This is a genomic window from Pseudomonas sp. NFX5 (genome assembly GCF_049132125.1).
Classification (GTDB): Bacteria; Pseudomonadota; Gammaproteobacteria; order Pseudomonadales; family Pseudomonadaceae; genus Aquipseudomonas; species Aquipseudomonas marginalis.
This window is the reverse complement of record NZ_JAFMZG010000035.1, coordinates 300,511-313,653: the sequence shown is the minus strand read 5'-3', so window position 1 is coordinate 313,653 and position 13,143 is coordinate 300,511. Positions and strand designations below refer to the sequence as shown.

General features: G+C 61.3%; 10 protein-coding genes and 1 pseudogene. 4 read left to right on the top strand and 7 right to left on the bottom strand.

Annotated features, from left to right (window positions below; translation table 11 throughout):
• The first annotated feature begins 16 nt into the window (after positions 1 to 16).
• From xylF to J1N02_RS26000, 3 genes are read left to right on the top strand one after another with little or no spacing between them, the layout of a single operon-like run.
• Positions 17 to 1,018, top strand: coding sequence for a D-xylose ABC transporter substrate-binding protein (gene xylF, locus J1N02_RS26010; RefSeq protein WP_027603560.1), 1,002 nt, complete (start codon positions 17 to 19; stop codon positions 1,016 to 1,018).
• A gap of 5 nt (positions 1,019 to 1,023) precedes the next feature.
• Complete coding sequence (xylG, locus tag J1N02_RS26005; RefSeq protein WP_421147975.1) at positions 1,024 to 2,568, top strand: D-xylose ABC transporter ATP-binding protein; 1,545 nt, start codon at positions 1,024 to 1,026, stop codon at positions 2,566 to 2,568.
• Positions 2,569 to 3,705, top strand: a complete 1,137-nt coding sequence (locus tag J1N02_RS26000) for a sugar ABC transporter permease (protein WP_421147974.1) — start codon at positions 2,569 to 2,571, stop codon at positions 3,703 to 3,705.
• 5 nt (positions 3,706 to 3,710) lie between these two features.
• Here the strand turns inward: J1N02_RS26000 and soxR are convergent, their stop codons facing one another.
• A complete protein-coding gene (gene soxR, locus J1N02_RS25995) occupies positions 3,711 to 4,163 on the bottom strand; it encodes a redox-sensitive transcriptional activator SoxR (RefSeq protein WP_092359124.1) in 453 nt (150 codons plus the stop codon).
• An 88-nt stretch (positions 4,164 to 4,251) separates the two neighbouring features.
• On the opposite strand from soxR, the gene J1N02_RS25990 reads away from it, so the two are divergent.
• Complete coding sequence (locus J1N02_RS25990; RefSeq protein ID WP_421147973.1) at positions 4,252 to 5,670, top strand: MFS transporter; 1,419 nt, start codon at positions 4,252 to 4,254, stop codon at positions 5,668 to 5,670.
• Positions 5,671 to 5,743: 73 nt separating this feature from the next.
• On the opposite strand, the gene J1N02_RS25985 is transcribed toward J1N02_RS25990, so the two are convergent.
• From J1N02_RS25985 to J1N02_RS25960, 6 genes and pseudogenes are all read right to left on the bottom strand, one after another.
• Positions 5,744 to 6,664, bottom strand: coding sequence for a substrate-binding domain-containing protein (locus J1N02_RS25985; protein WP_027603555.1), 921 nt, complete (start codon positions 6,662 to 6,664; stop codon positions 5,744 to 5,746).
• A 17-nt stretch (positions 6,665 to 6,681) separates the two neighbouring features.
• A complete protein-coding gene (locus J1N02_RS25980) occupies positions 6,682 to 7,437 on the bottom strand; it encodes a methyl-accepting chemotaxis protein (RefSeq protein ID WP_370671265.1) in 756 nt (251 codons plus the stop codon).
• A gap of 102 nt (positions 7,438 to 7,539) precedes the next feature.
• A pseudogene (locus tag J1N02_RS25975) lies at positions 7,540 to 7,959 on the bottom strand (HAMP domain-containing protein); the annotation flags it as partial.
• A gap of 920 nt (positions 7,960 to 8,879) precedes the next feature.
• Positions 8,880 to 10,130, bottom strand: a complete 1,251-nt coding sequence (locus J1N02_RS25970; protein WP_027603553.1) for a glycoside hydrolase family 68 protein — start codon at positions 10,128 to 10,130, stop codon at positions 8,880 to 8,882.
• Between the two features lie 251 nt (positions 10,131 to 10,381).
• Complete coding sequence (locus J1N02_RS25965) at positions 10,382 to 11,320, bottom strand: pectate lyase (RefSeq protein WP_092359134.1); 939 nt, start codon at positions 11,318 to 11,320, stop codon at positions 10,382 to 10,384.
• A gap of 238 nt (positions 11,321 to 11,558) precedes the next feature.
• Entirely contained in the window at positions 11,559 to 13,058 is a 1,500-nt protein-coding gene (locus J1N02_RS25960; RefSeq protein ID WP_092359136.1) for a CoA-acylating methylmalonate-semialdehyde dehydrogenase, read from the bottom strand.
• Positions 13,059 to 13,143: the final 85 nt, after the last annotated feature.

Here is a 13,143-nt window from a genome sequence, read left to right as displayed (position 1 = left end):
AAAAGGACGCACCACCATGAAGTCATTCAAACGTACCCTGCTCGCCACCGCCCTGGCCCTGTTCGCACTGCCGGTGATGGCCGACTCCGCCCACCCGAAAATCGGTTTTTCCATCGACGACCTGCGCCTGGAACGCTGGTCCCGGGATCGTGACTACTTCGTCGCCGCTGCGGAAAAACTCGATGCCAAGGTCTTTGTGCAGTCCGCCGATGCCAACGAGCAGAAGCAGATTTCGCAGATCGAAAACCTGATCTCCCGGGGTGTCGATGTGATCGTGATCGTGCCGTTCAACGCCACGGTGCTGACCAACGCGGTCGCCGAAGCCAAGAAAGCCGGGATCAAGGTGGTGTCCTATGACCGCCTGATTCTCAACGCGGACATCGATGCCTACATCTCCTTCGATAACGAAAAAGTCGGCGAGATGCAGGCCAGCGGCGTGCTGCAGGCGGCGCCCAAGGGCAATTACTTCCTGCTCGGCGGCGCACCCACCGACAACAACGCCAAGGTGCTGCGCGAAGGCCAGATGAAGGTGCTGCAACCGGCCATCGACAAGGGCGACATCAAGATTGTCGGCCAACAGTGGGTCAAGGAATGGAACCCCACCGAAGCCCTGAGCATCGTCGAGAACGCCCTGACCCGCAACAGCAACAAGATCGACGCCATCGTCGCCTCCAACGACGCCACCGCCGGCGGTGCGATCCAGGCCCTGGCCGCGCAGAAACTGGCAGGCAAGGTGCCGATCTCCGGCCAGGACGCCGACCTCGCCGCCGTCAAGCGCGTGATCGACGGTACCCAGACCATGACCGTGTACAAGCCACTCAAGCTGATCGCCACCGAAGCCGCCAAGCTCTCGGTGCAACTGGCGCGTAACGAGAAGCCCACCTACAGCTCGCAGTACGACAATGGCAGCAAGAAAGTCGACACCATCCTGCTCACCCCGACCCCGCTGACCAAGGCCAATATCGACCTGTTGGAGAAGGACGGGTTCTATACCAAAGAGCAGATCGGCGGGCAGTGATCGCCATGGCCGACTACCTGCTGCAAATGAACGGCATCGTCAAAACCTTTGGCGGTGTCCACGCGCTGAACGGCATCGACATCAAGGTGCGGCCGGGGGAATGCGTCGGCCTGTGCGGCGAGAACGGTGCCGGTAAATCCACCCTGATGAAGGTGCTGTCGGCGGTCTACCCCCATGGCACCTGGGAGGGCGAAATCCTCTGGGATGGGCAGCCGCTCAGGGCCCAGTCCATCAGCGAGACCGAGGCCGCCGGCATCGTCATCATTCACCAGGAACTGACCCTGGTGCCCGACCTGTCGGTGGCCGAGAACATCTTCATGGGCCACGAGCTGACCCTGCCCGGCGGGCGCATGAACTACCCGGCGATGCTCCATCGCGCCGAAGCGTTGATGCGCGAGCTCAAGGTGCCGGACATGAACGTGGCGCTGCCGGTGTCACAGTACGGCGGCGGCTACCAGCAACTGGTGGAAATCGCCAAGGCCCTGAACAAACAGGCGCGCCTGCTGATCCTCGACGAGCCCTCCTCGGCCCTGACCCGCTCGGAAATCGAGGTGCTGCTCGACATCATCCGCGGCCTCAAGGCCAAGGGCGTGGCCTGCGTGTACATCTCCCACAAGCTCGATGAAGTGGCGGCCGTGTGCGACACCATCACGGTGATCCGCGATGGCAAGCACATCGCGACCACGGCCATGGCCGACATGGACATCCCGCAGATCATCACGCAGATGGTCGGCCGCGAAATGAGCAATCTCTACCCCACCGAGCCCCATGCCATCGGCGAGGTGATTTTCGAAGCGCGCAACGTCACCTGCTATGACGTCGACAACCCCCAGCGCAAGCGCGTCGACGATATTTCCTTTGTGCTCAAGCGCGGCGAAATCCTCGGCATAGCCGGGCTGGTGGGCGCCGGGCGCACGGAGCTGGTGTCGGCGTTGTTCGGCGCCTACCCCGGCCGCTACAGCGCCGAGGTGTGGCTCGACGGCCAGGTGATCGACACGCGCACGCCGCTCAAATCGATCCGCGCCGGACTGTGCATGGTGCCCGAGGACCGCAAGCGCCAGGGCATCATCCCTGACCTGGGCGTGGGCCAGAACATCACCCTGGCGGTGCTCGACACCTATGCCCACCTGACCCGCATCGACGCCGAGGCCGAACTGGGCAACATCGACCAGCAGATCGCGCGCATGCACCTCAAGACCGCCAGCCCGTTCCTGCCGATCACCAGCCTGTCCGGCGGCAACCAGCAAAAGGCCGTGCTGGCGAAAATGCTGATGGCCAAGCCCAAGGTGCTGATCCTCGACGAGCCCACGCGCGGGGTGGATGTGGGCGCCAAGTATGAGATCTACAAACTGATGGGCGCGCTGGCGGCCGAAGGCGTGTCGATCATCATGGTTTCCTCGGAATTGGCCGAAGTGCTCGGCGTGTCCAACCGCGTGCTGGTGATCGGCGACGGCCAGTTGCGTGGCGACTTCATCAACGAGGGGCTCACCCAGGAACAGGTGCTCGCCGCCGCGCTCAGCCAAAACAATAACAATCGGAAAAACGCGTAGATGAATCAGGTCAAACAGCTGTTCACTCGCTACAAAATGCTCGCCCTGGTGATCGCCGTGGCGTTTATCTGGCTGTTTTTCAGCTGGCAGACCGAGGGCGGCTTCCTCACCCCGCGCAACCTGTCCAACCTGCTGCGGCAGATGTCGATCACCGGGATATTGGCGTGCGGCATGGTGCTGGTGATCATCAGCGGCGAGATCGATTTGTCGGTGGGTTCGTTGCTGGGACTGTTGGGCGGGCTCGCGGCGATCCTGGATGTGGTCTATCACATTCCGCTGCTGGCCAACCTCAGCCTGGTGGCGTTGTGCGGCCTGATGATCGGCTTGGCCAACGGCTACATGACCGCTTACCTGCGCATTCCGTCGTTTATCGTTGGCCTCGGCGGCATGCTCGCGTTTCGCGGGATTCTGCTGGGGATCACCGGCGGCACCACCATCGCGCCGGTGTCGCCGTCGCTGGTGTATGTAGGCCAGGGGTATTTGCCGCATTCGGTGGGGGTTGGCCTTGGGGTCTTGCTGTTTGCCCTGACTCTGTTTTTGACCTGGAAACAACGGCGCAACCGCGCGCTGCATAGCTTGGCGCCGCACGCCCTGATGCGCGATGTGCTGCGCGTGGGGGTGATCGGCGCGGTGCTCGCCGGGTTCGTTACTACCCTCAACAGCTACGACGGCATCCCCGTACCGGTGCTGCTGTTGCTGATGCTGCTCGGCGTGTTCAGCTACGTCACCAGCCAGACCGTGTTCGGCCGCCGCGTGTACGCGGTGGGCAGCAACATGGAAGCCACGCGGCTGTCGGGCATCAACGTGCAGGCGGTGAAACTGTGGATCTTCGGCATCATGGGCGTGATGTGCGCCCTCGCCGGCCTGGTCAATACCGCACGCCTGGCGGCGGGATCACCGTCGGCGGGCAATATGGGCGAGTTGGATGCCATCGCTGCGTGCTTTATTGGGGGGACGTCGATGCGCGGCGGCTCGGGCACGGTGTATGGCGCGTTGCTCGGGGCATTGGTGATTACCAGCCTGGATAACGGCATGTCGATGCTGGACGTGGACAGTTACTGGCAGATGATTGTGAAGGGCAGCATCCTGGTATTGGCGGTGTGGGTGGATGTGAGTACGCGCACGGGTCGGCGCTGACTGCCTCACTTTCCGAGCAATACGGCCCCATCCCCCAGCCGTCCCAACTGATCCCCCGGATTGCGCAACGGGCAATCATCCAGGGACAGGCATCCACAGCCGATACAGCCATCAAGTTGGTCGCGCAGTTGAGTGAGGCTGTTGATGCGCTCACTCAACAGGTCGCGCCAGTGTGTGGAGAGTTGGGTCCAGTCCTTGGCCGTCAACGGCCGTCCTGAAGGCAGTTCGTCCAACGCGTCCTTGATGGCCGCCAAGGGAATGCCCGCGCGCTGCGCGACCTTGATCACCGCGATCCGGCGCAGTACGTCACGCTGATAACGACGCTGATTGCCCGCGCTGCGTTGTGCGTGAATCAACCCCTTGGCTTCGTAGAAATGCACCGTGGCCACGGTCACGCCGCTGCGGCGGGCCAGTTCGCCCACGCCGAGGGGGATGCGCACATCGATTTTCGCTTCCATCCAGCTCTTGACCTCATCTAAACATGAGGTTTTATAAAGGGTGTCGGCTTGCCTTGGCAAGCCTTCAGCCCTTTGAATCGGAGCCTGCATGGACACACCTCAACCCTCCCCCTCCAACTGGGCCGCGCTGTTGTCCGGTACCAACGGCGTACGTTCGCTCGCACTGGCCGGCGGCGTGGTGCTGCATGCGATCAACGTGTACATCGCCACCACGATTCTGCCGTCGGTGGTCCAGGACATCGGCGGCATCGACTACTACGCATGGAATACCACGTTATTTGTCGCCGCCTCGATCCTCGGCTCGGCATTGTCGGCGCGCCTGCTTGGCAGCCTCGGGCCGCGTGCGGCGTACCTGGTCGCCAGCCTGGTGTTTGCCGGCGGGGCCTTGGCCTGTGCGTTTGCGCCGTCCATGCCGGTGATGCTCGTTGGGCGGTTGGTGCAGGGGCTGGGCGGTGGGTTCTTGTTCGCGCTGTCCTACGCGATGATCCGCTTGGTGTTCGATGAAAGCCTGTGGCCGCGCGCGATGGCGTTGGTGTCGGGGATGTGGGGCGTGGCGACGCTGGTCGGCCCGGCGGTGGGCGGAGTGTTTGCCGAGCTGGGCATATGGCGCGCGGCGTTCTGGTCGTTGATTCCGGTGGCCGGGTTATTCGCGGTGCTGGCGGCGGCGGTCCTGCCCAGGCGCAGCACCGAGAGCGCTGCGCCGACCCCGTTGCCACTCGCCCAACTGGTGCTGCTGACGGCGGCGGTACTGGCGGTGTCGGCCGGCAGTGTCTCGTCCACCCTGCCCCTGAACCTGCTGGGGCTGGCCGTGGCGGCGGTGTTTACCGCGCTGCTGATCGTCACGGAAAGCCGCGCCCGCCATCGACTGTTGCCCGCCGGCGCGTTTCGGATCACCACGGCACTCGGCGCGCTGTACGCCACGATGTCACTGCTGGCGGTGGCCGTGACCAGTGGCGAAATCTTCGTGCCGTTGTTTCTTCAAGTCCTGCACCACCAGTCGCCGCTGGTGGCCGGTTATCTGGCGGCACTGATGGCGGCCGGCTGGACGCTGGGGTCAATCGCTAGCGCGGGTGTGACGGGCAGCAACATTCGACGGGCGATCCTGGCCGGGCCGATCCTGGGCGTGGTGGGCATGGTGGCGCTGGCCATCTTGATGCCCGTCGAAAGCAACGGCAGCGGGCAGACGCTCACACCGATCTGCCTGGCGCTTATCCTGATTGGGTTGGGCGTGGGGCTGGCTTGGCCGCACTTGCTGACGCGGGTGTTCCAGGTGGCGCCGGCCGGTGAGCAGGACCTCGCCAGCGCCTCGATTACTACCGTGCAACTGTTCGCCACCGCGTTTGGCGCGGCACTGGCGGGGATGGTCGCGAACGTCGCCGGCCTCACTGAGCCCGGCGGTGTCGAAGGCACCGCGAGCGCGGCGGTGTGGTTGTTTGGGGTGTTTGCACTGGCGCCTGTGGTGGGTGTTCTGATTGCCAGGCGGGTGGTTCGCATGATCGGTCAGTAGCATGCCAAGCTCACCAAACCCCCTGCCTGAGCACATTTGATTGCACTCCAAGGTTGGATCGAGGTGCCCAGTGCTATTCAAACGCCTGGCGATTCTCAGGCGTGATCAACTTGAACGGCACCCAGACCACCGCCGACTCCAGCACCTCGCCGCGTACCAGGCGCAGTGCGGTGTCCACTGCGCCGCCGGCCTGGCCGGCGGCATCCTGGAACACGCTGACCGCCATCTTGCCCTCAGCCATCAATTTCAAGCCGTCCGGTGTGCCGTCGATGCCGCCGACCCAGTAGTCCTTGGCCTGCTTGCCGGCCTTTTCCAGGCCCATGATCGCGCCGATCGCCATTTCATCGTTATTGGCCGCAATGATCGAGAAATCGACGCCCTGCTTGACCCAGTCAATGACAATCGTGGCGGCCTGGCTACGCTCCCAGTTGCCGACTTTTTTCTGTACGACTTTCATACCGGGGTATTTGGCGACGACTTTCTCCACGTCCTCGGTACGCATCAAGGAGGACGCGTTGGCGGGGTCGCCCACCAGAATCACCACGTTGCCCTTGTAACCGGCGCGGCGCGCCAGCTCTTCCATCTGCAACGTACCCGACTCCAGCTCGTTGGAGCCGACAAACGCGGTCTGCGCCGGCCACGTTTGCGGGTTCGGGTTGCGGTTGACGAACACCAGCGGGATCTTTGCATCCGAGGCCAGCTGCATCATCTGCGCCGCACTTTTGCCGTCGACCATCGCGACGATGATCGCATCCACCTTGGAATTGACCAGGTTGCGGAATTGGCGCATCTGCAGATCGACGCTGTCCTGCCCGTTCTCCATAAAGATGTCGGCGTTCATGACGCTGGCCTGTTGCTGCACCCCGTTGCGCAGCAGGGTCTGGAAGTTATCGTCGTACTTTGCCATGCCCACACCCAGCAAGGGCGTGGCGGCCTGGGCCGGGCCCGGAATGAACAGCGTCGCCCCCAAGGCGAGGATTAACCATGCTTTCATGTTCTGACTCCCGCGGCTCAAACGCTGAAATGATGGAGCAGCTCGCGCTGCACCTTGGCCATGTCCGACAGCTCGTGGCTGCTGATGGCGGACTGCTCGGCGCCGTCTGCCGTCTGCTGGGCCGAATCGTTGATCTGGATGACCATCCGACTGGTTTCCTGCACCGTGGCGCTCTGCTCCTCGGTGGCGGCGGCGATCTGGATATTCATGTCGCGGATACTGTCGACCGAGTCGCTCATCGACAGCAGCAAGTCACCCGCGCCCGAGGCCAGGGACACGCATTGGGTGGACTGCGCCTGGCTTTCGTTCATCACGTGCACCACCGAGTGAATCTTTTCCTGCATAAGCCCGATCATGTCCTGGATTTCGCTGGTCGAGGTCTGGGTACGGCTGGCCAGGGAGCGCACTTCATCGGCCACCACCGCAAAACCGCGTCCCTGCTCGCCGGCACGGGCCGCTTCGATCGCCGCATTCAGGGCGAGCAGGTTGGTCTGTTCGGCAATGGTGCGAATGGCGACAACAATGCCCTCGATATTCTGTCCGTACTTCTGCAACTCATCGGTCACCTGCGTGGCCTTGTTCACCTGGTCGGCCTGCTGGCGGATATTGACGATGGTCTCGGCCACACGCGCCTGCACCTTGTGCGTGAGCTCACTCGTGTCGTCCACGGCCTGGCGGGTGTCCTGCGCACGCCGGGCCACCTCTTCGACCGTGCTTTCCATCTGCGTCATGGCCGAAGCCGCCGATTGCAAGCGGTCCTTCTGTTCATCCACCACCCGGGTGGTCTGCTCGCTGTTCAGGGCGTTGCTGCCCGCGGTAACGGCCAGCGCATCGGCAGAGCCGATCAATTCACGGAAGGTTTTGCGCAGGGCCGTGGTCAGTTCGTTCAGGTAACCGCCCAACTCTCCGAACTCGTCTTTACGGCTGACATCGAAACTGACCCGCATGTCTCCCGCCGTGAGCGTCTTGAGGACTTCGCGAAACGCCGCCAGCGGACGCCGCAGGCTGAAGGCGACCCAGGTACCAATCGCCACCGCCGCCAGCACCGCCAGCACACACGCGATCAACAGCAAGCTGCGGCTGGTGCCGATGGTGGCATTGGCCGACTGGCTGGCCTGGTTGGCGACCTCCAGGGACTGGCTGCCGAACTCGCCAATCCTGTCCAGGGTGGCTTTCAGCGCCGCGTCAACCGCACTGCGTTGCTGCTGCACCTGCGCGGCCAGTTTTGCCTCCACCTGATAAGCCTGGAACAGGCCGTCAGGGGCGGTCAGGTCAGTCAGCAGGCGATTGACCATGACGCCGGCAATCCGCCCGACCCTGGGGTCAATCGCCGCCAGGGCCTGGGCCCGGGTGCTGATCACTTCGTCCTGGAGATTGAGCACACGCTGTAATTTATCAATGGCCGGCGTGACGGTATGAGCCGCGAAGCCATCGTAGGATTTGTTGACTTCCAACAGCAGCTTTTCCGCTGCGGCCACCTGTTGCGGTTCGCCGACACTGCGTGCATGGGCAATGTAATCGCGCAGATAGCTGGTCAGCTGTATCGCCTGTGCACTGCTGTAGCCTTGCAGTTGCCGCGTCAGCGCCAATTGCTGCACGTGTTGCACGTGGGACGCCATCAGCGCCTGCGCCTGTTCGGCGTAGGCCGCGACCTGTTGGCGCTGCTGCGCCAGGTTCGCCCGCAGCGCCTCATGCTCGCCCGTATAGGCAACGGTGCTGTCGAGCAATTGATTGAACTGGGCGATGCTCTCGGTGAACGGTCGCTTGCCGTCCTCGATCTGCTTGGGGTCGGTGCTGATCTGAAGGGCCAGCAACGCCTGGTTGGCGCGCAGGATGTGCACGTATAGCTCACTGGCGGCCCGGCTCAAGGGTGCCGACTCGCCGGTGATAATGTTCAAGCGACTGCTGATGGACTGCGTGTTCTGATAACTGATCCCCGCCATGACTAGCAGTAACAGCACCAACACCGCAAACCCGCCGATCACACGCTGCAATATGGTCATGGCCACCCCTTTTGATTTTTATTCGTTGACCTGAGCGACGACCAGGCGTGCACCTACGAGTTCGGGATCACTCGTGCTGCTAGTGCCTGTATCGGCCAGGTGGGCGAGGACTTGAGCCTTGAAGGCAGGCTGAAATGCGGTCAAAAAAAAGTGGGAGGTGGCAAGCCCCCTCCCACCTACCTGATGAAATCAGGCTGGGTTTTGCACTGCGGTCACTGGCTCAACACCACATCCCGCATCGCCGGAATATAGCCATAGTCATAAGCCTCCTGCACAAACGAACGTGCGCCCTTCAACACGATCCTGACCGTCGGCGCTTCGGTGCCGCCGATGCGATAGTCATCGCCGGTGGTGGGCACGCTGTCGATAAACGACGTCACCAGGCCGTTGGGCATCACGCAGTGGGAATACGTCTGGAACGGTTGCGACGGCGGATTGCCGAGGACCAGCCCGGACGCGTTCATCGGCGTATAGGGCCCGAACAGATGATCGCTGACAAACCCATAGACGCCATCCGGCCCCGTCACGCCATCGGCATAGGTGAACTTGTGGCTGATGGTGAACAGGTAGTACTTGTTGTCCTGGAACACATAGTGCGGCCGTTCGGTCTGGTCGTTCACGCCGACGGCCGTGACCAGTGGCGGCAGGATTTCCCACTCGTCACCGTTGAGGTCCTTGGCCACGGCGATGCCGATGCAGCCCACCTGGTAGCGGGCACCGCCCACGTCCTCGTGCCCCGGCGGCACCAGGCCCAGCTCGTTCGGGCCCACTTCGTGAGTGCCGCGCTCACCGGCGACATTGCCTTCGAACACCATGTACAACTTGCCATCGACGGGATCGATAAAGGGGCTGGGATCGCGAAAGTTCCAGGTCGCATTCTGCGCTTCGGTTTGATAATAGGTGCCGTCGGCGTCGAACAACGACTTGACCTGATCAAAGCCCTGGAGGGTGACACCGGTGTCGGACGTAATGACCTGGCCCCGGACTTTGGCAATCGTGGCACCCGGCGTGACGCAGGTGTAGTACAGGTCGATGTCACCGTTGTTATTCAACAGGATCGGCGTGCCCGCCCATTCACGGGTGGTCGGCGAAACCCCTTCGGCCATGACCCGGCCGCCGAAGATCCAGTCCTTGCCGGTGCGCGAATACCAGTAGCAGATCCGCGCATGACCATGACGGTCTTCCCAATCGCGCTTGATGTCGTAGCGGCCATCGGCATTGATGAATTGTGGATCATGGGGGCGACGATCGGCGGTCAGGGTGAAGATCACCGACCAGCCATCCACCGATACCACCGTGCCATCCAGTTCACGCAAGGGCATGGTGTCCCAGATAAAGACCGTGTCACTCATGACAGGAAAGTCAGGACTCACTAACGGCTGTGTCGTCGTCGGGTCATTTTCATTAACTTTCAGCGCATCGGCCCGTGTCCAGCGAGTGGGTGTGTGATTCGCATGTTTCATGATGATGTCCTTTTGCTGACGCTTAAGTGACAAGCGAAGATTAAATAGCACCTGGCAGCCAGCAACTTAATACTGACTGAAAGAGCAAGAGATAGTTGGCCCTGCAAGTGCGCCCCAAGGTTTAACATGGGCACTTGCTTATCGCAACATGAAGAATTATTTAGATTACAAAGGCCATCACTGTATTTATATCCTTGATATAAATACAGTGGCACTTGCAATAAATGACAGCTCAATAGAAAGCTAGCTACTCAACTACCGAATACCAGCGCCGCAGCCTGGGCACCGGCATTCTTCTGGGTGAAGTCCTTGGCTTGCGTCGCGGTCTTCAAGGTATAGGCGTAGTTGGAACTGGCCGTCCATTGTGCTTTGGGCGACTTCTGGTTGGTGATCGGCGGCACACTGTTTATATCAGTGAACGTCCCGGTGCCTTTGTCATCCAACATGCCTTTATTCTGGCTGCCTTCGCCAAAATAGTTACTTTCAGACAGGATATTGGCGTTCTGCGCCAGGGTAAAACCGAGGTGGAAGTTATTGATGTAGTTGTTGTACACATGGAAGTAACCGTAGCGCATCAAGCCGGGTGCGCGCACTTCCATATTGTCGAAGCGGTTATGACACAACGTCAGGCGCGGATAACCGTTGAACTCTGCCTTATTATCATCCGCCGGGTGACCGAAGATCAGCCCGTACTTGTGGCTGCCAAAGAAGCAGTTGCTGATGGTGGCATAATCGGCTTTTTCACCGATATACAGCAGTTTATCTTCACTGCCGTCAGTGGTTGACCAGCTGTGACCGACAAAGGAGCAATGATCAATCCAGTACTTGCTGCCGTAGTTCAGGTAGACCTGAATATCGTCATTGGCCTTAATACTTGCCGAATGCTTGAAGATAATATTCTGCAGGATGATGTTCTGCGACTGCGCGGTTGCACGCAGGTGAATATTCTCCAACGTGCGGTTCTGGAAGGAACCGATCAGGGTCTTGTTGGCGCCCAAGTTGACTTTGGTCAGGCCCGACGCCGAGATATTACTGTTGATCACCAATACCCGAGGCGTGGTGTCGCCGATATTGGCCTTGAGTTGATCCAGGGTAGTAATGCTGACCACAGGGCCGGACCAGCCACCGGTGACTTTTGCCGCGAGGGCGAAACCGGTCAAGCCGGTGAGTTTGCTTTCTGGATAGGACATGAGTTCCCTCTCTATCAATAAAAACAGCTCGGTAGAACGAGCCTGCGCATTAAGTTAATCCATTAACTTGCACACAGTGTTTGGCGTGGCTGATGTTGCCATCCTGGTTGATCAGCGCTTAAACACTGTGTTTACGTACAGTATTCGTCATTCGCCTGGCCGTCAACCCTCAAGTGAAAAACAACCAAAAGTGGGAGGGAGCCTGCCCCCTCCCACCTTTGCCCTGCGGTGCCAAGCGTTATTTGGACACCGGCATCGCAAACTCCGCGCCCTGCTCGATGCTCTCCGACCAGCGCTGCATGATCGATTTCTGCTTGGTGTAGAAGCGCACACCCTCAGTGCCGTAGGCATGCATGTCGCCGAACAGGCTCTTCTTCCAGCCACCAAACCCGTGCCAGGCCATCGGCACCGGGATCGGCACATTGATGCCGACCATGCCTACTTCGATACGCCGGGCAAATTCGCGGGCAATGTTGCCGTCGCGGGTAAAGCAGCTGACGCCGTTGCCGAATTCGTGGTCGTTGACCAGCTTCACCGCCTCGGCGAAGTCATTCACGCGCACGCAGGCCAGTACCGGGCCGAAAATTTCTTCGCGGTAGATGCTCATCTCCTGGGTCACGTGGTCGAACAGGGTCGCGCCGAGCCAGAAGCCGTTTTCCAGGCCAGCCTCGGTGGGTACATAGTCACGTCCGTCGAGCAGCAATTGCGCGCCGGCCTGCACGCCTTGTTCGATGTAGCCGCTGATGCGCTCCAGTGCGGCGCGGGACACAATCGGGCCCATCTCGGCCTTGAGGTCGCGGCCGTCGGTGATGCGCAGGTGCCTGGCGCGTTCGGTCAGGGCGGCGATGACCTTGTCACCGACATCGCCGACCAGCACCGCTACGGAAATGGCCATGCAGCGTTCGCCGGCACTGCCGTAGGCGGCGCCCATCAAGGCATCGACGGTTTTTTCGATATCCGCGTCCGGCATCACCACCATATGGTTCTTCGCGCCGCCCAGGCCTTGCACACGCTTGCCGTTGCGCGCACCGGTTTCGTAGATGTACTGGGCAATCGGCGTGGAGCCGACAAAGCTCACAGCCTTGACGTCCGGGTGCGCGATCAGCGCGTCCACCGATTCCTTGTCGCCCTGCACCACGTTGAATACGCCTTTGGGCAGGCCGGCTTCACGCAGCAGTTCAGCCATGAACAGCGAAGCACTTGGATCGGTCGGGCTTGGCTTGAGGATGAAGGTGTTGCCCGCCGCAATGGCGATCGGGTACATCCACATCGGCACCATCACCGGGAAGTTGAACGGCGTGACGCCGGCCACCACACCCAGCGGCTGGCGCATCGTCCAGTTGTCCATGCCACGGGAGACCTGGTCGGAATGCTCGCCCTTGAGCAGGTTGGGGATGCCGCAGGCGAATTCGAGAATGTCGATGCCACGGTCGACTTCGCCCTGGGCATCGGTGAAGACCTTGCCGTGTTCGGCGACGATGATGCGCGCCAGGTCGTCCTTGCGCTCACGCAGCAGGTGCAGGTATTCGAACAGCACGCGGGCGCGACGGATAGGCGGGGTGTCGGCCCAACCGGCAAAAGCGGCCTGGGCAGCGGCGACGGCTTCGGACACGGTCTGGCTGCTGGCCAGGGCAACGCGGCCGGTCACTTCGCCGGTGGCCGGGTTGTAGACGTCCTGATAGCGATCATCGCGGCTGACGCGCTGGTCGTTGATGTAGTGCTCGATGGTTGTAGTCATGGCAGTCGATCCAGGTGGGTTGCGTTGGGACACACGATAGGCTTTCGGTTTGTTCCAAACCAGAGCAGAATCAAGAACTGATTGT